Raw genomic sequence first — 20,695 nt, forward strand, 5'->3', positions numbered from 1 at the left:
CAGAGGTCTGATCGTTCAGCAGCACCCGCAGCCGGCATGGTGGTGATCATGATCACATGTTGGGGCAGGGGCATAGTCGCCCACCTCGGCCAAAACATTCCCCAATGCCCACAGAATCATGTCAACGTCCTCGGCCTCGATTGTCAGAGGCGGTCGGATTTTGAGGATATTGTCTTTGGGCCCTTCGCTGCCGATTAGAATGCGATGATCGCGCATCCGGTTCTTGACGTATTTGCAGATCTCGGTGCCCTCGGAGCCGTCTGAGTTGATCAACTCGACCCCCAGAAACAGGCCCATGCCCCGCACATCGCCGACACAACCGAAATCGGCCTCGATCCTGCGTAACCCGTCCATCAGCCGTCCGCCCATCACGCGGGCATTGTCCTGCAGCCCCTCGTCATCGACGATGTCCAGCACCTCTTTCCCGATCCGGCAAGACAAGGTCGATCCGCCGAAGGTCGAGAAGAACTCGATCCCGTTGTCAAAGCTTTGTGCGATTTCCCTGGTCGTGACCAACACGCCCAAGGGGTGCCCGTTGCCGATCGGTTTGCCCATCACCACGATATCGGGCAGCGCGCCCTGGTGCTCAAAGCCAAAGTAGTACTCACCCAGACGCCCCAGTCCGGTCTGCACCTCATCGGCGATACACACCCCTCCGGCGGCGCGGATTTTTTCGTAGACTGCGGGCAGATATCCTTTGGGAGGGATGATCTGACCCCCGACCGAGGGGAAGGTCTCGGCGATGAAACCGGCGATGCCGTGGCCCTTGTCCTGCAAAGCGGCAATCGCAGGGTCCACAAAATTCGCGAATTTTGTGGCGCGGTCGGGATCGTCGCGCTTGAACGATCCACGATAGTCGTTGGCCACTTCAACCAGTTCGACCCAATCCGCCTGACCCACGCCACCAGGCTTGTTGAACTTATAGGCCGAGATCGCAACCGCCGCATTCGTATTGCCATGATAGCCGTGATCGGGTGTCACGATCCCTTTGGCCCCGGTATGTGCGCGGGCCAGCCGCAGGGCCAGTTCGTTCGCCTCGGTGCCGGAGTTCACAAAGAAACAGACTTCAAGGTGATCAGGCAATTTCGACAGCACCTTATCGGCAAATTCGGTCTGCGCCGGGTGCAGATAGCGAGTGTTCGAGTTCATGCGCCGCAACTGATCAGACGCCACCGCTTGAATGCGTGGATGCGCGTGGCCTACATGGGGGACGTTGTTATAGGCGTCCAGATAGGGGCGACCCCATTCATCGAATAGGTGGTGCTTCCAACCGCGCACCAGCATGACTGGGTCGTCATAGGTCAGGCTCAGATTGCCTCCAAAGTGGTCGCGCCGCCCCTGCAGAATCGCGTGTTTGTCGGCCGGCTGATAAAACACCTTGTCATCGGGCAGGTTCAGCAGCGCCGCCGGGTTGGGGCAAACCGCCTGCCACAGCTCCATCTCATCCGGGTCGCCCACGCCGGGCCAGTCGCTTTGCATCCCGTCGGTGGTCATTGCCAGTTGAAAATGAACGTGTGGGGCCCAGCCGCCGTTCTGCTTGGCATCCCCCAACCGCGCGAACGCTGCGCCCTGCGCCACCGGATCACCGGGCTTCAGTCGATCACATACCTCGGGGTCGAGATGACCATACAGCGTATAGAACGCATCCCCTTCGGGCGTTTCATGATGCAGGATCACCACGCCGCCATAGTCCAGATGAGTATCGCGGTTCTCGACCGCCTCAACCCGCCCGCTGACCGGAGCATGCAACACGGTACCCGCCGGGGCAAAGACGTCTACGGCCAAATGCACCGTGCGCCGGTCAGAGGCCTTCCACGGCCCCTTGCGGAACCCGGGTTCGGCATAGATCAGGCGCGGCTCGTTATAGTAGCCCAGCCACAGGCCTTCGCCATATTCCTCACCTACGCGCGCGGCCTCGGCCAAGGGCATGTGGAACGGGTTTTGCGGCCAGACGCAGTTTTCAACCGACAGCGACCCCATCGGCACATCACTCAGATCCTGTCCGAAAATCGGGGCGAACTGCCCTCGATGTTCGGTTAGGTAAGCGTGGACCCGTTCGGCCCCATCGGTCACAGGCAACCCGCAGGCCACGCGCAACCGCGCGCCCATCAAGCCGCCATTGACCGTATCATTTTCCAGAAACCGCCAGGCAGGGGCCTGGCTAATTGTCACATAGGGATCATCTGGGTTCTTAATTGCCATCAAGGTCGAGTTTACAACCGACACCGCCAACCGCATCCGCAACAGCGGCCAGATCAGATCAACCTCATCTGCCCGCAATCGATTGGCCGCATGATACCCTCGTACCAAAGCGGCCAGCGCTCTCTCAGGCTGTGGGTGGTCTAGAACGATATAGGCCCCAGCGATCGCCAGATCACAAATCCGGGGTGCCGCGCACATGTCCCCAAGATCAATTAAGCCCGCGATAGATTGGCGCTGCCCTAATTCTCCTTCAACCAAAATATTGTAGTCATTGGCATCGTTGTGGATGGCTTGTCTCGGAAGGTCGTTCAAAGTCTCCCGGACAGTGTCGAACTCTGCGCAAATGTCGGACAATAACAAGTGGCGCGCGGCGTCACTGATCGTATCCAGATGATCCGCAATCCAACTGGCTTGCATCAGGTCCCATTTGAAGCCCGCGCGATGCAAACCCTCGTGATCGAACCGCTCAAGCGCTCGGTCGGTCGCTCCCAGAACTCGGCCCAGTTTCAGGATCAACTCCTCGGATTTAGGCGCGGCGTTGGCGTAACACGAACCCGGCAGACATTCGAGCAGCCACACCAGCCGGGGGTTTTCGTCCTGATCCGTAATCTGGGGCAATAGCCGCCCATTCAAATCGCTAAACACCTTGGGCAACGGGAGTCCGGGCGCTTCCGAGGCCAGATGCTCCAACGCTTTGATCTGCAAGTCCACCAGCCCGGCCTCGCATCCTGGCCGCATAACCTTCAGAACATAATCCTGCCCATTGGTCGCCCGCGCCAAGAAGTTCAGATCATATTCGCCATCCAGCCGGGTCAGCTTGGCGTCCAATCCCCATTGCGTCCGCAACGCGGCCGCCCAGAACACAGTTATGTCGTCCATTCCAAACCCTGACCCGCGCAAAACGGGATCCTCTTCATCTGGCCAAAAATATCCTTGGGGGGAATCCCGCCCCGGCGCGATGGGGGCAGACCGCCCCCCTTTCCCTATCACCCCAAAGCGCGCAACCGCTTGATCAGCGAGGACGTATCCCACCGTCCCCCGCCCAGTTTCTGTACATCCTTGTAAAACTGATCGACCAAGGCGGTCACCGGCAGCGAGGCTCCGGTCTCATCTGCGGTATCCAGGCAAATCCCCAGATCCTTGCGCATCCAATCGACCGCAAAGCCATGGTCGAAATGATCGTCCAGCATCGTCTCATAGCGATTGGCCATCTGCCAGCTGCCGGCCGCCCCCTGGCTGATCACTTCAACAACCGATCGCCCGTCCAACCCGGCCTTTTCCGCGAAATGCAGCGCCTCGCTCAGACCTTGCACCAATCCGGCAATGGCAATCTGGTTGCACATCTTGGTCATCTGACCTGCGCCGCTTTCGCCGATACGGCGACAGATTTTGGAATAGACCTGCATCACCGGTTCTGCCGCATCATAAGCCGCCTGATCTGCGCCGCACATAATCGACAAGACCCCATTCTCAGCCCCCGCCTGACCGCCTGAGATCGGAGCATCAACAAACGCAATACCTGCGGCTTTTCCGGCCTCGTAAAGCTCACGCGTGACTTTGGCGGATACGGTTGTGTGATCAACAAATATCGACCCGTCGGACATACCATGAAACGCGCCGTTCGGACCATTGCAGACCATGCGCAGATCGTCGTCATTGCCCACACAAGCCATGACAAACTCTGCGCCCTCAGCGGCTTCGCGTGGTGTCGCCGCCATCGAGCCACCATGCTGGGCGACCCAAGCCTCAGCTTTGGCTGTGGTGCGATTATAAACGGTGACGTCGTGACCGGCGGCTTGCAAATGGCCGGCCATCGGATAGCCCATTACACCCAAACCCAAAAACGCGACTTTTGCCATGTGGAGATCCTCTCTGCTGTCCGATACCCACTTAGTGCAGCAGATCGGAATGTTTAGCAGAGACAAAGCAAAGCTGCGCGAAAAGGGCAACCCTGCGCTATGGTTCGCCACCCAAATCTTGCAGGATCGGACAATCTGGACGGTCGTCCCCGGCACAGGCCTCTACCAGATGGCCCAGCGTATCCCGCATGGCGTTCAGATCGGCGATCTTGGCCTCGATCTGCGCGAGATGTGCCCGGGCGACCTTTTTGACATCCGCGCTGGCGCGGGTTTCGTCCTCATAAAGTGCCATCAGGGTTCGGCAGTCTTCGATGGTGAACCCTAATGCGCGAGCGCGGCCCAGAAAGTTCAGCTTGTGCACGTCCTGGCTGCGAAATACCCGATACCCGTTGTCGTCCCGCAGCGGTTTGACTAGCCCGATGTCTTCATAGTACCGGATCGTTTTGGCGGGCAGGCCTGTCTGGGTCGACACGTCTCCGATATTCATGAGGCCACCGCCTGAGTTTGGTGTTTCATGTCCCGTTCGGGCAGGCTGGCCCGCACCCGTCGCAAACGCAGGGCGTTGGTGACGACAAAGACGCTGGACAAGGCCATCGCTCCTGCTGCCAAAGCCGGGGACAGCAGCGGTCCGCCAAGGGGATACAAAGCGCCCGCCGCCACCGGGATCAAAAGGGTGTTGTACCCGAAGGCCCAAACCAGGTTCTGACGGATGTTGCGCATCGTCCGGCGGCTGATCTCAACGGCATTGGCCACACCGCGCAGATCGCCGGACATCAGCACGACATCGGCGGTTTCAATCGCCACATCAGTGCCGGTTCCAATCGCCACGCCGGTGTCGGCAGCGGCCAGCGCAGGGGCGTCGTTGATGCCATCGCCCACAAAGGCCAGCGCGCCAAATTGGTCGCGTAGAGCATTGATCGCCTGCAACTTGCCATCGGGCAGCACCTCGGCGGTCACGTGGTCGATGCCCAGCTTATCGGCCAGCGCCTGCGCTGTACGGGCGTTGTCCCCCGTGACCATGGCAAGTGTCAGGCCCATCGCGTGCAGCCTGTCCAGAGCCTCAATCGTGCCGGGTTTGACGGGGTCCGACACCGTCAGCAAAGCCGCAGCCTGACCGTCAATCGCCACAAACAAAGGCGTGGCCCCTGCGGCGGCGCGCTGATCTGCCTCGGGCGTCAGGCCCGACAAATCCACCCCGTTCCGGTCCATCAGCCGGGGAGAACCGATCACCACCTCGCGCCCTTCAACCACGGCCCGGACGCCCAGCCCGGTCTGAGATGTGAATTCTGTTGGCTGCGGCAAGTCCGCAGGCCCGGCGCGCGTGATGGCGGTGGCGACGGGGTGCTCGGACTGCGATTCCACCGCAGCGGCCAGGCGCAACACGTTGTCGCGATCGAACCCGTTGACGGTGGTGACACTTTCCAGCTCGGGCCGGCCCATGGTCAGAGTACCGGTCTTGTCTAAGGCCACAACTTTGGCCTGTTGCAACTGTTGCAGAGCATCGCCCTTACGGAAAAGAACACCCAACTCAGCCGCGCGCCCGGTGCCGACCATGATCGAAGTTGGCGTCGCTAGACCCATCGCGCAGGGGCAGGCAATGATCAGGACCGAAACCCCCGTGACCAGCGCCATCGGCAGGGCAGGAGCTGGTCCGAAGATCAGCCAGATCGCAATGGTCAACAGTGCAACAGCCAGCACGGCAGGCACAAACCACGCGGTAATCTTGTCGACCAGCCCCTGAATTGGCAGCTTGGCCCCCTGCGCCTGTTCAACCATCCGGATCACCTGCGCCAGAACCGTATCAGCCCCGACCCGCGCCGCACGCACGCGCAGTGCGCCGGTGCCGTTTACCGTGCCGCCCACCACCTGATCGTCGGGGGCTTTACCAACCGGGACGGGCTCGCCGCTGATCATGCTTTCATCGACATAGGACGTGCCGCCCAGCACCACGGCATCTACCGGAACCCGCTCGCCTGGGCGGATTTGCAGGACGTCGCCGACGTTGATCTGGGAAATCGGGCGGTCCACGGTGGTGTTGCCCTGTTCGACGCGCGCGGTTTTTGGCTGCAGGCCTACCAGCTTGCGGATCGCAGCGCCGGTGCGGCCTTTGGCCCGCGCCTCCATCGCGCGGCCCAGAAGGATGAGGACAACGATGACCGAGGCAGCCTCGAAATACACATTCGCGCTGCCTTGCGGTAAGAGGCCCGGCGCGAAAGTGGCGATGACCGAGTACAGATACGCCGCGCCCGTACCCATTGCAACCAGCGCATTCATATCCGGTGCGCGCCGCAGCAGCGACGGAATACCCTTGACGTAAAACACCCGGCCCGGTCCGACCAACAAGGCCGAGGTCAGGGCGAATTGGATCAGGTGGCTGGCCTGCAATCCTATGGTCTGATGTACCCAATGATGAAAGGCGGGGATCATGTGTCCGCCCATTTCAAGGACAAATACGGGCAAGGCCAGCGCTGCCGCGATCAAAGTCGTGCGGGTCAGTGCCGTGGCCTCATGTGCCTTGTCGGCGGAGGTCTCGTCCGTCTGGGCGATATGCGCCGGATACCCTGCATCGCCCGACAGTTTTGCAAGCGAGGCAGGGTCTGTCGCGCCCTCTACATAGCGGATCGTTGCGCTTTCGGTGGCCAAGTTCACATCCGCTGCGATCACGGCGGGGTCGGCGCGCAACACACGCTCGACCCGGTTCACACAAGAGGCGCAGCTCATCTGGTCGATTTTCATCGTGACATCGGCTATTGCAGCCGGATACCCCGCAGCCTGCAGCGCTTGCGTTACATCGCTGAGGGGGCCGTCGTACGCGACCTGCGCCGTCCCGGCCGCGAAATTCACCGTTGCCTCGGACACGCCCGCGACGCCTTGCAAAGCCGCTTCCACGCGCCCCACGCAGGATGCGCAGCCCATTCTTGTGATGTTCAATCGGGTTTCATGTGCGGTGGTCATCCGACTCATCCTGATCTGCTGTTGCCCTCTAAGTGGGGGTTCCAGTCACGGGAAGGTCAAGGGTTTATGCCGCATACCCGCCATGCATTGTGGCTCAGCGCTGGGGCAAGGCTTGCAACAACAGCGAGTTATACTGCGCAGGCGGCGCTGCGCGCACGGCTTCGGGCGAGGCAAAAAAGCCCAGCATCAGGACCGATACGCAAGCCAGCAGGCCCAAAAGGCACAGGCCGGTGAGGTTGAGTGTCGTGCGTAGCATTGACAGTTTTTCCATTCCTAAACTCACTGAGACCTTACGGGTCGGTTCAAGATCTTTGTGCCAGCTCTTGCCTTAACTTTTCGTTCTCGACCTGAAGCTGCGCCAGTTGCTGACCAAGCGTGTTCAGATGCGGGCGCAATTCGGCCTCGGTAAAGCGCGGCGTGATGTGTCGGGGGCAGTTCCAGTCCAGCCCCTCCACCCGGATGATCGCGGCGCGTTCGGCTGGTGCTTCGGCCCCATCGGGATAGAGGCTGGCGGCGGCGGCTTCGCCCTCGGTGAACTCTACCCGACCCAGTATTTTCAACCGGCGTTGGTTGGCGTAGTCCATCAGGATCATCGCTACCCGGTCATTCCCGTCCAGATTCCCGCGCGAGATATATTGCTTGTTGCCCGAAAAATCGGCGTAGCCGATAGTCGTGGGCCCCAGCACGCGCAGGAACCCAATCGGCCCGCCGCGATATTGTACATAGGGCCAGCCGGTCTCGGACACTGTAGATTGGTAAAACCCGTCCCGCGCCTCGATAAACGCTTTCTCTGCCGGACCGATCTGGTGCCCTTGCTGCGGCCCGTCTTCGATGAACTTGGCATAGGTCCTTGCTGATCCCATCCGTTCCTGATGGGCCAGAACCGCCGGGGTGAAGGTCAATTCGGAAAAGGCGCGGGGCATGGGCGATCCTTTCTACAGGCCCAGATCAGACAGGCCGGGGTGATCTTCGGGCCGTGGGCCTTGAGGCCAGCGGAACAACCGGTCTTCCTCGGCAATCGGCAGGTCGTTCAGCGACGCATGGCGCTTGGCCATCCGGCCATCTTCGGCAAATTCCCAATTCTCATTGCCATAAGACCGGAACCATTGGCCGCTGTCGTCGTGCCATTCATACGCATAGCGCACAGCAATCCGGTTGCCGGAAAAGGCCCAGAGTTCCTTGATGAGACGGTAGTCCAGTTCTTTGTTCCATTTGCGGGTCAGGAAGGCATGGATGTCTTTGTGTCCCGATAGGAATTCAGCGCGGTTTCGCCATTGGCTGTCCTCGGTATAAGCGGGCGTTACCAGATCGGGGTCGCGGCTATTCCAGCCATTTTCAGCCATGCGCACTTTTTGTGTAGCAGTTTCCAGGGTGAAGGGGGGCAGAGGGGGTCGGCTCATGTCTTGATCTTTCAGGTCAGCGCGGCGGCAAGCATCGCAAGTGTCAACAGGAACGGGACGTACTGAGGGGAAAACGGGCTGGTGCGGCGTTTCATTGTAAAGCTCCTAAGTTTACTGATCGGTACATCTTGAAGAGAATGTGTACTGATCGGTAAACTTTTGCAAGTCTCAAAGTGAAAAAACTTTGCGACCGACGCTAAATCGGCTTCTTTTCAAGGCTGTTGACGTTGGATTTCGTGTAACCTTGTCGCAGGACGCGGCTACAATTATGTACTGATCAGTACACTCAGGAGCCGAATCATGCGCCCCAACAAACGCGACGAACTTGTCCGCAATGCGCTGCAGGTCTTTTACAGGGACGGGTTTCACGCCACTGGTATGGACAAGCTGGTGGCGGAAACGGGCGTCTCAAAGACCTCGATGTACAAACACTTCCGGACCAAGGAAGAGTTGATCGTCGCGGCCCTGCAGCTGAGAGACGAGAACTTTCGCACTTGGTTTTATCAGCGGATCGATGCGCTGGGCCAAACGCCGGCGAAAAAGCTGTTGGCCAGTTTCGATGCGTTGGCTGAATGGTTTCAGGAAGACGGATATCGCGGCTGTATGTTCATCAAGGCAGGGGCTGAATATCAGGATAAGGATCACCCGATCCACGTTCAGGCGGCCGAGCACAAGCGTCTGTTGTTGGAGTACTTCACGGATTTGGCCCGCGCCGCCGGGGCGGCTGATCCTGAAAAGCTGGGCTGTCAGATATTGATCTTGAAAGAAGGCGCTATCGTGTCCGCTGTTCTGTTGAAAAGCTGCGATCCGGCACGTGATGCAAAAGACGCGGCGCTGACTCTATTGAAAGGCGCGCTGCCTGGATGGGAAAAAGCCTGAAAGACGTTACGTTGTGGCGTCTTTTGGCGCATTGGATTGCAGTGAGACGAAGAGTACCTTCCGGAGAAATTGATATGGGAGGACACTTGATGTCTTTGTTTACAAGCTCTGCAAGCTGGGTCACTGAAGAACACCGCATGTTCGCCGAAATGGCGGATCGGTTCATGCAGGACGAACTGGTCCCCAACGAAGAGCGTTGGAATGATCAGGGGATGGTCGACCGCGCATTCTGGCAAAAAGCCGGTGAGATGGGCCTGATGGCTGGCTCGATCGCAGAGGAACATGGCGGCGTTGGCGGGGATCTGGGGTTTGATGCGGTCACTCTCTATGCCCAGTCGTCGCACGGCAATTGCGGCTGGGGCTATCCGATCCAGTCGATCGTGATCCACTATTTGATGGCCTACGGCAGCGAAGAGCAAAAGCAGAAATGGCTGCCGAAACTGGCCTCGGGTGAGATGGTCGGCGCACTGGCTATGACCGAACCCGGCACCGGGTCGGACGTGCAGGCGATCCGCACCACCGCAGATAAGGACGGCAATTCCTACCGCCTGAACGGCTCGAAGATCTTTATTACCAATGGTCAGTCGGCCGATCTGATCCTTGTGGCGGCCAAGACCGACAAGTCGCAAGGCTCTAAGGGTGTGTCGCTGATCGCGGTCGAGACCGAGGGCGCCGACGGTTTCCGCAAGGGGCGCAACCTCAAGAAGCTGGGCATGAAGGCCAACGACACGGCCGAGCTGTATTTTGAGAACGTCAAAGTGCCGATGACCAATCTGGTTGGTCCTGAAGAGGGGCAGGGCTTTTATCAGATGATGAAGCAGCTGCCCTGGGAGCGGTTGACGATTGCTCTGATCGCTCTGGGTTCGATTGATTTCGCCATCGCCGAGACTGTGCGCTATACGCAAGAGCGTAAGGCCTTTGGTCAGCGCGTGATGGATTTCCAGAACACGCGCTTCAAGCTGGCGGAGTGCAAGACCAAAGCCGAAGTTCTACGCAGCTTCCTCAATGACTGTCTGGCTCAGTTGCAGGCGGGTACGCTAGATGCGGCCACGGCGTCGATGGCGAAATACTGGGGTAGCGAAATTCAGAATGAAATCATGGGTGAATGCCTCCAGCTCTTTGGCGGTTATGGATTCATGATGGAATACCCGATTGCGCGGCTTTACGCGGATGCGCGGGTACAGACAATCTATGGCGGCACCAATGAGATCATGAAAGAACTCATCGCCCGCTCGCTGGACAAATAAGAACGACAGGGCGCTCTCGCCCGTCGTTGACGTTTCTGGCGAAACATCTCCTCCTGTTGGGCCGGGCAGGCGCGGGCTCAGCCCACGCCTGCCCGGCCCCCTGCCGTCCGCAGGACGCAAGGCCGAAGGCCGCGCAGTTTGCTACTGTTGTTACGCGTGCTGGTTTAAGGTTTGGGTTACCCGACCTGTCCGCGTAGCCATTCAACAAAGGATTTCAACGGCTCGGATTCGGCCCTGGATTGGGGCCAGACCAAGTAGAAATCTCCCAGACTGACGCCCGGACCGTGCCAAGCGGGAACAAGACGCCCTGAGCGCAGGTCATCTTTCACAAGGTAACTCGGCAGCAGAGCCACACCCAACCCGTGAACGGTTGCCTGCCCCATGGTCGAAAACTGGTCGAACAGCATTCCGCCAAGCCCAGACACCTCTTTGCCCTGAAACGCAAACCATCTCTCCCACGCATCCGGGCGGGTTTCGAGGTGGAGCAAAGGCGTGCTGAGCAGCCAGTCGATGCGATCTGCCCGCTCTGGCAGGATCGAGGGGGAACAGACCGGCACGACATCCTCACGCATGATGGGCAAGTAATTCACGCCCCGCCAATCCCGTTGTCCAAAATGAATGGCGGCATCGAAATGCTCGACCTCGAAATCAAAAGGTCGGAGCCGTGTGTTGAGGTTCACCGTTACCTCGGGATGGCGGCGTGCAAAATCCTGAAGGCGGGGGGCCAGCCAGTGCATGCCGAAAGCGGGCAGGATCGACAGGTTCAGCGACCCGCCCTTGGGGTTTGCTTTCAACTTGACCGAAGCCTGTGCCAGTTGATGCAGCACAGTACGCGCGACCTGAACATATTCTTTGGCTGCCGGGGTCAGGTGGAGGCGCATCTGGCTGCGCTGGATCAGATCGATGCCCAGTTGTTCCTCCATTGTTTTGAGTTGGCGACTGATTGCGCTTTGTGTCAGCGAGAGTTCTTCGGCCGCCGCAGAGGCGCTGCCAAGGCGGTCCACAGCTTCGAGCGCCAGCAGGGACGGGATGGAGGGCAGGAAACGTCGGGGGGCGATCATATGATTATTCCTCATACCTTTCGGATGGATTATCACTGGCATTTCGATTGCACCAGCCTGATAGATTGATGCGTTTTAACTCGGTCTTCGGCGGCGATGATCCGGCAGAGGTCTTGCTCGCCAATCGTGGGCGCGATTATTGCTGTAACAGAAGACCTGGCCGTTCGTAGGCCACCACGGGGATCACAGGGCACGGCAGCGCCCATGATCCGACAACAAAAGGACGGAGGCGCAGATGGATCGCGCTCATATCGTGCATGAGAACTTCCTCAAACGCGTCACCGCGCGCGATTTTCCCGCAGGCAACGCGCCCCGGTCCGGTCTGAGCGATGCCGATGCCGTATCACTGTTCCGCTCGCAAGTGCTGAGTCGCGCGCTGGACCGCACCAGCCGCGCCATGCAGAAGGCGGGGCAGGGGTTCTACACGATCGGCTCATCCGGGCACGAGGGGATGGCGGCCGTGGCCCATGCTCTGCGCGCCACGGATATCGCCTTTCTTCATTACCGCGATGCCGCGTTTCAGATCGCCCGCGCAGAGCAGGTACCGGGCCAGCAGATCGCCTGGGACATGCTGCTGAGTTTTGCCTGTTCTTCCGAAGACCCCACGTCGGGCGGACGGCACAAGGTGTTGGGGTCCAAGGCGCTGACCATCCCGCCGCAAACCTCGACCATTGCCAGCCATCTGCCCAAGGCGGTCGGCGCGGCTTATTCTCTGGGCGCGGCGCGGCGGCATGCGCCTGAGCACCGTGAGTTGCCTGAGGACGGGATCGCCATGTGTTCTTTCGGGGATGCCTCGGCCAACCACTCGACCGCACAGGGCGCGATTAACACGGCGGGTTGGACCAGCGTGCAAGCGACGCCGCTGCCCTTATTGTTTGTGTGTGAGGACAATGGAATCGGCATCTCGGTCAAAACGCCAAAGGGCTGGATACAGACGTCGATGGAGCATCGCCCCGGCATTCGGTATTTTCAGGCCAACGGGCTGGATATCTACGAGACCTATGCCGTCGCGCAAGAGGCTGCCGACTATGTGCGCACCCGCCGCAAACCTGCCTTCCTGCACCTGAAAACCGTACGTCTTTACGGTCATGCTGGTGCTGACGTACCGACCACCTATATGCCCAAATCCGAGGTCGAAGCGGATGAGGCAAATGACCCTTTGCTGCATTCTGTGCGCCTTTTGGATCAGGCCGGGGCACTGTCGCCGGATCAGGCGCTGGAGATATATCAGGACACCTGCGCCCGCACTGATCGCATCGCTGCCGAGACCACCACGCGCCCGCATTTGGGCACCGCCGCCGAGGTGATGGCCAGCCTGATCCCGCCCAAGCGCGTTTGCAAACCCACCAATGGCCCTAGTGCCGAGGCGCGCGCAAAGGCGTTTGGTGGCGATATGCGGGCGATGAAAGACCCTCAGCCCATGAGCCGTCTGATCAACTGGGCGCTGACCGATCTGATGCTGGAGCATGGCGAGATCGTCTGCATGGGCGAAGATGTGGGCCGTAAGGGGGGCGTCTATGGCGTCACGCAAAAACTTCAACAGAGGTTCGGGCCGGACCGGGTGATCGACACGCTGCTGGACGAGCAGTCGATTTTGGGGCTGGCGATTGGCATGGGCCATAACGGGTTTGTGCCGATCCCCGAGATCCAGTTCCTCGCCTATCTACACAACGCGGAGGATCAGATCAGGGGCGAGGCCGCGACGCTGCCGTTTTTCTCGAACGGGCAGTTCACCAACCCTATGGTCGTGCGAATTGCCGGGCTGGGCTATCAGAAAGGGTTCGGCGGGCATTTTCACAATGACAACTCGCTGGCCGTGCTGCGTGATATTCCGGGGGTAGTCATCGCCTGTCCTTCGACCGGAGAGGATGCGGCGCAGATGCTGCGCGAATGCGTCCGCCTGGCGCGCGAAGAACAGCGGGTGGTGGTGTTTCTGGAACCCATTGCGCTCTATCCCATGCGTGACCTGAATGGGGCGCAGGACGGGAGGTGGATGACGACCTATCCCGCACCGGATCAACGGATTGCGCTGGGTGAGGTGGGCGTGCATGGCGACGGTACCGATCTGGCCATCGTGACCTATGGCAACGGGCATTACCTGTCGAAACAGGCGCTGCCCGAACTGCAGGCGGCGGGGTTGAACGTGCGGATCATCGACCTGCGCTGGCTGGCGCCACTGCCTGTTCAGGCGTTGTACGAGGCCACCAAGGGCTGCGCACATGTGCTGATCGTCGACGAATGCCGCCGCACCGGCAGCCAGTCCGAGGCGCTGATGACTTTCTTCGCCGAAGAAAGTCCGGCCACTCCAATCGCCCGTGTTGTCGCCGACGACAGTTTCATAGCAACCGGCCCCGCCTATGCTGCGCCCTTGCCGTCGAAAGACGGGATTGTGGCCGCCGCATTAAACCTGACCGGAGGTCGCCAATGACCCGCACCGCTGTTCTGATCTGCCCCGGTCGGGGGACATACAACAAACCCGAATTGGGCTATCTGCATCGCCATCATGCTGACCGGATGCAGCTGTTTGCCCAGTTTGACGCAATTCGCGCAGAGGCAGGGCAAGAAGGGGTCACGGCCTTGGATGGTGCAGGTCGGTATACGATCAGCACGTATTCTCGTGGCGATATCGCGTCGCCTTTGATTTACGCAGCCTCGCTGGCCGATGCGCAGTCGCTGGCGGTTGATATCGAAGTCGTTGCCGTCACCGGAAACTCGATGGGGTGGTACATCGCTTTGGCGGCGGGCGGCGCGGTCACGCCAGAAAACGGATTCCGCGTGGTGAACACCATGGGCCCGCTGATGCAGGACCACCTGATCGGCGGGCAGCTTGTGTATCCGTTCGCCCGAGAGGATTGGTCGAACGACGCCGAGCGCAAGGCTGAACTGTTGGCCGATGTCGTGCGGATTGACGCTCTGGACGGGCACGAGTTGGCATTGTCGATCGATCTGGGCGGTATGCTGGTTCTGGCAGGTAATGAGGCCGGCCTAAGCGCGTTTGAACACGCGCAACCAACTGTGCAGGATCGCTTTCCCATGCGCTTGGCAAACCACGCCGCGTTTCACACTGCGCTACAAGCGCCGGTGGCCGCCGAAGGGCGGGCGCGTTTGTCTGCGGATATGTTTGACCCGCCCGAACGTCCTCTGATCGATGGGCGTGGAAAAATCTGGTGGCCAGGGGCGACGGACACCCAAGCGCTGTGGGACTACACCCTAGGGCATCAAGTCACCGATACCTATGATTTCACCCGCGCCATCCAGACTGCCGCGCGCGAGTTTGCGCCCGATCTGTTCATCGTCACCGGACCAGGGGCAACCCTGGGTGGGGCGGTGGCGCAGTCGCTGGTTCTGGCCGATTGGAAGGGCATGTCCGACAAAGCGGCATTTCAGGCGCAGCAGGACGCACAGCCCTTTCTGATCGCTATGGGGCGAGAAGATCAGCGTTCGCTTGCAACCGGTTGACGCAGCCCTGATGATCCGCGCATGCGCAAGGAGCCCGATGTGAGCGACCATGACCAGTCCCTCTGGCTGAACACCTGCCGCGAGCATGTGGACAGCACCCCTCTGACCGACGATCTGACGGTCGATCTGGCCGTGATCGGTGGCGGGTATACCGGTTGCTCGGCGGCTTTGACGGCGGCACAATCGGGGGCGTCGGTGGCGCTGCTGGAGGCGCATGAGATCGGGCATGGTGGGTCGGGTCGCAATGTGGGCTTTGCCAATGCGGGGCTATGGCTGCCACCGAACGAGATCCGGACGCATCTCGGGGCTGAGCCGGGCAATCGCCTAATCGACCTTTTGGGCGCTGCACCGGGGGATGTGTTCGACCTGATCGCGCTGCACGGGATCGATTGCGAGCCTGTCCGCAACGGCACCCTGCATTGCGCGCATTCGGGGGCGGGGTTCAGGGACTTGGAAAACCGCCATGCGCAGCTCAAGGCGGCAGGCGCGCCGGTGGAACTGTTGAGCACCGATCAGGCCGGGCAACGCACCGGCAGCGCAGCATTTCACGGGGCGCTTTTCGATCCGCGGGCGGGAACGATTCAGCCTCTGGCCTATGTGCGCGGCTTGGCCCGCGCCGCGACTCAGGCGGGGGCGCAGGTTTTTACGGAAAGCCCGGTTCTCTCTCTGTCCCATGATGGCGATGTCTGGACCCTGACAACAGCCCAAGGCTCTGTCCGGGCGATGGCGTTGATACAGGCCACGAATGCCTATCACCGGGGCATGCCGGATACCGCGCCCGCCTATGTGCCGGTTTATTACTTCCAGTTTGCCACGGCCCCTTTGTCGGACAACCTGCGCGCCAGTATCCTGCGCGGGGGCGAAGGGGCGTGGGATACCGGGTTGATCATGACGTCTTTCCGGCTGGATCAGGACGGGCGGTTCATCATCGGCGCGATGGGGGAGCTTGGTCATGCAGGAAGCAGTGCCCATAAGGCGTGGGCGAAACGCAAGATAGCGGCGCTTTATCCGCAGCTGGCCGACCAGCCGTTGGTGCAAGGTTGGCACGGGCGGATCGCAATGACCTCGGACCACATTCCGAAAATCACGCGGATCGGCCCGAATGCGCTGGCGGCGCACGGGTTTTCAGGGCGTGGGATCGGGCCGGGGACTGTTTTTGGTCGCCAGATGGCCGACAGTTTGCTACGCGATGATCCCGCCCTCCTGCCCGTTCCGCCAGTTGAGGGATACCGCGAAAGCTGGACCGGGCTGCGGCGCGCATATTTTGAGACCGGTGCGGCGCTGACGCATCTCATCAAAGCCCGGTTCTAAACCGCCCCCTTCATAGTGCGGCGGCAATCCGTTCGATCCGGCCGCGCAGCCAGCGATGGGCCGGGTCATTCGCCGATCTCTGGTGCCAGACCATGTAGATCGAGACCTCCTCACACGTGAAAGGCAACGGCGCGCAATCCAGCGCCGCCAACGGCCCGCGTTTCATCAAGGCGGTGTCGGTCGAGATTAGGTCGCTGCCTTTCACAAAGGACGGGATGGCGTTGAAATGGGGCAGGGTGACGGTGGGCGGTCTGATCTGGCTCTGGTCCACGCCGCGCATCACCGCGCGCGAGCTTCGACCATCGGCGAACCGCACCTCGACATGTTCGGTGCTGCAATAGACGTCCCAACTGTCCGGCGGTTTGCGCTGTGCGGCGTCATAGAAGATCATCAGCGGGCTGCTGAGGATGCGTTTTTGAAAAATGTCCGGCCCGTCGGGCGGAAGCGGTGTCAACATCAACTGGCATCGGTCGCTGCGCAGAAGGTCCGGGTCCGGCACGCCCGATGGGATGAACCCCAGATGCAGGCCAATGCCTTCAGATCGCGCGGCCCGAAGCAGAGTGGGAAAGATCAACTCGCGCGGCATATCGTTGGTGGCGATCTGGATCTGCATCTGTTCGGCTTGCGGATCAAAGGGGCGGTCTTCGGTCAGGGCGCGCATCCCGTCCAGAACATGCTGAACCGGGTCTTTCAGCGCCAAGGCGCGCTCGGTCGGGGTCAGGCCCTGGCCCGAGCGCACGAATAGCGGATCGCCCAGAACCTGCCGCAGCTTAGCCAGCGTATGGCTGATGGCCGATTGCGTGACGCCCAACCGGTCGGCCGCCTTCGAGACCGAGCTTTCCTCGAGAATGGTCAGGAAGACACGAAGGACCTTGCCGTCCAGATCGGTAAAATCAATATTACTCATACCATCTATGATTATTCATGAATGGTTTTGAGGTCCATGGCGGATTAGGGAAAGCTGAACCCAACAGGAGGCACAGGATGGCAATCCGCTTTTTCTCGGACAAGAACAGGCCCGTTCACATGGGCGGCTATCCGTCAGAGCGGCTGGCACGGCAAGCGGAAATGCCTGATCTGTCGGCGGTGCCGCCGATGCAGTCGCTCAGCTTTCATCGCCCCAAGCGCCCGGAAAGCATCGTCAACGCGATGGGGGAGTTTCAGGCGATGCTGGACACGATCCGCGATGGGTTCGTGAATCCTGTGGTCTCCGAGGTGCCTGCTGACGTGACCGAGCGCGCCAACCATCTAAAAGCGTTTGGCTATTTCAATGATGCCTCGATGATGGGGTGTGGTCCTCTGCCGTGCGAGGCATTGTTGACCGAACCCCGCCGCAACCCCGATATTGACCGTCTGGCCCATGCGCTGAAGACACGGCAGACCAAGACGCTGGCTTCGGGGATCGACCTGATCATGGCCGATCTCAAAGAAAGCATGGAGGCCACGCCGCGCCCGATGGACACCCATCGCCATGCAATTGTCTTTCTGTACGAACACAACCGCGACCCGGACCCCAACGAGACCGGCGCGGATTGGATCATGGATGCGCAGGATCACCGCGCCTGTCTGCTGGCGACCGAGAATGCGGTGGTCGTGGCCAACTACCTGCGCGTTCTGGGCTTTGATGCGCGGGCGCATACGGTCATGTCCTCTGAGGTTGATCTGGGTAAGCTGGCCGTCGCGGCGGGGCTGTGTTCGGTCGAAGACGGAGAGCTGGTCGCGCCGTGGCTGGGTAAACGGTTCGGACTGGCTGCGGTCACGACCGAGATGGAGATCGCACACGATCAGCCTCTGCAACCCATGACGCAGCAGCCGTGGTTTCGTACTCAAGGCCCCGCGTGGTGGCTGGGCGCGGGCTTTGCCAAGAACGCGCTGAACCGCGATCCTTATGCCAATCGGCGCTATGTGGACGGGGCGCACCCGTTTGAGAACCTCAGGCGGGTTGATGCGCCCACTACCTATATTGATGAGGAAAACGTGGCCCGCGTCCCCAAGCGCGCCGATATGTTCGCCCGCGCACAGTTCGGGGATATGGGTAAGCATCTGCAAGACGGGGCCAAGGGCGGGTATTATGTGCGCAAGGCCGCGCCTAGCACCGCACAACGCCGCGCGCTGGGCGCGTTCGTGCTGTTGCAGGATGGGGAAAGCGCTGACACTGCTAGGCCGACCGATGCCGCGCGCAACGCCGCGAATATCAAGGCAGCAACGTATTTTCTGGGGGTCGATGCGGTGGGTCTCAGCCGGTGCCCGGACTGGGCTTGGTACTCGCATGATGCAACGGGCGAGGAGATCACACCTCCCCATGACCAGGCAATCAGCATGATCATCGACCAGGGTTATGAAACGATGGAGGGCGCCAGCGGCGATGACTGGATCAGTGTCGCGCAGTCGATGCGCGCTTATCTGCGGTTTTCGTTACTGGGTGGAGTGATCGCGCAGCAGATCCGCAATCTGGGCTATAAGGCCCGCGCGCATACGGTGATGGATGGCGAGGTGTTGCAGCCGCCGCTGCTGCTACTATCCGGTTTGGGCGAGGTCAGTCGCATCGGAGAGGTGATCCTGAACCCCTATCTGGGCCCCCGTCTGAAATCCGGCGCGGTGACGACCGATATGCCGATGGCGCATGACAAGCCGATCGATTTCGGTCTGCAGGCCTTCTGCGAAAGCTGCAACAAATGCGCCCGCGAATGCCCTTCGGGTGCGATCACGGCCGGGCCGAAGCTGATGTTCAACGGCTATGAGATCTGGAAGTCTGACAGCCAAAAATGCGCCACCTACCGGGTGACCACGCCGGGTGGGGCGATGTGCGGGCGGTGTATGAAGACCTGCCCTTGGAACCTTGAGGGCATCTTCAAGGAACGCCCCTTCCGCTGGGCCGCTATGAATATTCCCAAGGCCGCTCCCGCGTTGGCGCGGTTGGATGATGCCGTGGGCAATGGCGGGCTGAACGACGTCAAGAAATGGTGGTGGGATCTGGAGCTGCAACCGGACGGCGCCTATCGCCCGACCGACCACCCGCTGAACCGGCGCGATCTGCAAACCGACCTAGACCTGAAATACGAAGATCAGACTCTGGCCGTCTACCCCGCCTATCTGGCCCCGCATCCCTGGCCCTATCCGTTCGCCATGGACCGCGAGGCTGGGATCGCAGCCTATGAGGCCATGGTCACGGCCGAGGAATACAAGGCGCGCAAAGCGGCGGGCGATCTGTCGGTGATCCACCGCTATACCATCGCGGGCGATGCCCCGGTTATGCGCGTCGCACTGACCAAGGTCGACAAGATGACTGCGGATGTGACCAAGTACGAATTCTCGACGCTGGACGGCTCACCACTGCCCGAATGGACGGCAGGCGCGCATCTGGACGTGCTGGTCGCGCCGGAATTCCTGCGGCAGTACTCTTTGTCCAGTGACCCATCCGACCGCGCCACCTATCAGATCGGTGTATTGCGCGAGGATGAGGGACGCGGTGGCTCAGCTCTGCTGCACCGCATTTTCAACGAGGGGCGCAAGGTCTTCATCTCGAAACCCATCAACCATTTCGAACTGGACGAGGGCGCAACCAAGACCTTCCTGATGGGCGGCGGGATCGGCATCACTCCGATGATAGCCTTTGCTCACCGTCTGTATGCCGTGGGCAAACCGTTCCAGCTGCACTATTCGGCCAGTACCCGTGCCGAGGCCGGGTATCTGAAGGATCTGGCAGCGATGCCTTGGGCGGATCACGTGCACTATCATTTCTCGGACGAAGGCACACGGGCCGATCTGGAAGCCGTCCTGTCGGGATATCAAGACGGTTGGCACGTCTATACCTGTGGTCCTGATCGCTTCATGGACGGAGTTATGCAAGCGGCTGAGCGTCAGGGCTTTCCCGAAGAAGCGCGGCATCTGGAGTATTTCTCGGTCCCCGAGCAGCCGGACTATGAGAATCACGCCTTCACTTTGCGGCTGGCAAAATCGGGTCGAGATCTGACTGTACCCGCCGACAAAGATGCAGCGCAGGTGCTGAACGAGGCAGGCATTCACGTGGATGTGAAATGCGCCGATGGCATCTGTGGGGTCTGCAAATGTGGCGTGAATTCGGGTGAGGTCGAACACCGCGATTTCGTTTTGTCCAAGAAACAACGTGAGAGCGCTATCATCCTATGCCAAAGCCGGGCGGCGCAGCCGGATGGTGTGATCGAGATCGACCTCTGAGCCAAGGTTGGGAAACGAAATTCTGAAACGCAAAAATTGGTCGCTCTGGCCATGGACGTTACGGCACGGCTGCACTAACGTCCCCAGCGAACCCTAGTGAATCCTGATCAACAGGTGCGAGGTAT

Annotated in this window: 15 protein-coding genes; 6 read left to right on the forward strand and 9 right to left on the reverse strand. The window is 60.4% G+C overall.

The window, feature by feature from the left end:
* Window positions 1–15: 15 nt before the first annotated feature.
* The 7 genes from GOV79_RS16885 to GOV79_RS16915 form a co-directional block, all read right to left on the reverse strand.
* Entirely contained in the window at window positions 16–3,081 is a 3,066-nt protein-coding gene (locus GOV79_RS16885) for an aminotransferase class III-fold pyridoxal phosphate-dependent enzyme (protein WP_170790709.1), read from the reverse strand.
* A gap of 107 nt (window positions 3,082–3,188) precedes the next feature.
* On the reverse strand, window positions 3,189–4,217 hold the full coding sequence (locus GOV79_RS16890) for an NAD(P)-dependent oxidoreductase (protein WP_408015522.1): 1,029 nt from the start codon (window positions 4,215–4,217) through the stop codon (window positions 3,189–3,191).
* Complete coding sequence (gene cueR, locus GOV79_RS16895; RefSeq protein ID WP_170786919.1) at window positions 4,159–4,548, reverse strand: Cu(I)-responsive transcriptional regulator; 390 nt, start codon at window positions 4,546–4,548, stop codon at window positions 4,159–4,161. The genes GOV79_RS16890 and cueR overlap by 59 nt, the downstream gene beginning before the upstream one ends.
* The gene (locus GOV79_RS16900; RefSeq protein ID WP_170790713.1) at window positions 4,545–7,016 is read right to left on the reverse strand and encodes a heavy metal translocating P-type ATPase; all 2,472 of its coding nucleotides are present in this window, start codon (window positions 7,014–7,016) and stop codon (window positions 4,545–4,547) included. The genes cueR and GOV79_RS16900 overlap by 4 nt, the downstream gene beginning before the upstream one ends.
* 94 nt (window positions 7,017–7,110) lie before the next feature.
* The gene (locus tag GOV79_RS16905; RefSeq protein WP_170773835.1) at window positions 7,111–7,287 is read right to left on the reverse strand and encodes a hypothetical protein; all 177 of its coding nucleotides are present in this window, start codon (window positions 7,285–7,287) and stop codon (window positions 7,111–7,113) included.
* A gap of 31 nt (window positions 7,288–7,318) precedes the next feature.
* Entirely contained in the window at window positions 7,319–7,939 is a 621-nt protein-coding gene (locus GOV79_RS16910; protein WP_170786915.1) for a pyridoxamine 5'-phosphate oxidase family protein, read from the reverse strand.
* 12 nt (window positions 7,940–7,951) lie between these two features.
* Window positions 7,952–8,416, reverse strand: a complete 465-nt coding sequence (locus GOV79_RS16915; RefSeq protein ID WP_170790715.1) for a nuclear transport factor 2 family protein — start codon at window positions 8,414–8,416, stop codon at window positions 7,952–7,954.
* A 300-nt stretch (window positions 8,417–8,716) separates the two neighbouring features.
* On the opposite strand from GOV79_RS16915, the gene GOV79_RS16920 reads away from it, so the two are divergent.
* Window positions 8,717–9,295: a TetR/AcrR family transcriptional regulator gene (locus tag GOV79_RS16920; protein ID WP_170786911.1), complete on the forward strand. Its 579-nt coding sequence runs from the start codon at window positions 8,717–8,719 to the stop codon at window positions 9,293–9,295.
* An 89-nt stretch (window positions 9,296–9,384) separates the two neighbouring features.
* Entirely contained in the window at window positions 9,385–10,542 is a 1,158-nt protein-coding gene (locus tag GOV79_RS16925; RefSeq protein ID WP_170790717.1) for an acyl-CoA dehydrogenase family protein, read from the forward strand.
* Window positions 10,543–10,718: 176 nt separating this feature from the next.
* Here GOV79_RS16925 and GOV79_RS16930 read toward each other — a convergent pair whose 3' ends face one another.
* A complete protein-coding gene (locus GOV79_RS16930; RefSeq protein ID WP_170790719.1) occupies window positions 10,719–11,603 on the reverse strand; it encodes a LysR family transcriptional regulator in 885 nt (294 codons plus the stop codon).
* A gap of 235 nt (window positions 11,604–11,838) precedes the next feature.
* Here GOV79_RS16930 and GOV79_RS16935 point away from each other — a divergent pair, with 235 nt between their 5' ends.
* Genes GOV79_RS16935 through GOV79_RS16945 form a run of 3 tightly spaced genes read left to right on the forward strand, consistent with a single transcriptional unit; the run spans window position 11,839 to window position 16,373 of the window.
* Window positions 11,839–14,031, forward strand: a complete 2,193-nt coding sequence (locus GOV79_RS16935; protein WP_170790721.1) for a dehydrogenase E1 component subunit alpha/beta — start codon at window positions 11,839–11,841, stop codon at window positions 14,029–14,031.
* A complete protein-coding gene (locus GOV79_RS16940) occupies window positions 14,028–15,062 on the forward strand; it encodes an ACP S-malonyltransferase (RefSeq protein WP_170790723.1) in 1,035 nt (344 codons plus the stop codon). Before GOV79_RS16935 ends, GOV79_RS16940 begins: the two co-directional genes overlap by 4 nt.
* A 39-nt stretch (window positions 15,063–15,101) precedes the next feature.
* A complete protein-coding gene (locus tag GOV79_RS16945; protein ID WP_331252703.1) occupies window positions 15,102–16,373 on the forward strand; it encodes an NAD(P)/FAD-dependent oxidoreductase in 1,272 nt (423 codons plus the stop codon).
* Between the two features lie 10 nt (window positions 16,374–16,383).
* On the opposite strand, the gene GOV79_RS16950 is transcribed toward GOV79_RS16945, so the two are convergent.
* A complete protein-coding gene (locus GOV79_RS16950; protein WP_170786899.1) occupies window positions 16,384–17,280 on the reverse strand; it encodes a LysR family transcriptional regulator in 897 nt (298 codons plus the stop codon).
* A 77-nt stretch (window positions 17,281–17,357) separates the two neighbouring features.
* Here GOV79_RS16950 and GOV79_RS16955 point away from each other — a divergent pair, with 77 nt between their 5' ends.
* On the forward strand, window positions 17,358–20,570 hold the full coding sequence (locus GOV79_RS16955; RefSeq protein WP_170790727.1) for a reductive dehalogenase: 3,213 nt from the start codon (window positions 17,358–17,360) through the stop codon (window positions 20,568–20,570).
* Window positions 20,571–20,695: the final 125 nt, after the last annotated feature.

The organism is Ruegeria lacuscaerulensis (assembly GCF_013034745.1).
GTDB classification, from domain to species: domain Bacteria; phylum Pseudomonadota; class Alphaproteobacteria; order Rhodobacterales; family Rhodobacteraceae; genus Ruegeria; species Ruegeria lacuscaerulensis_B.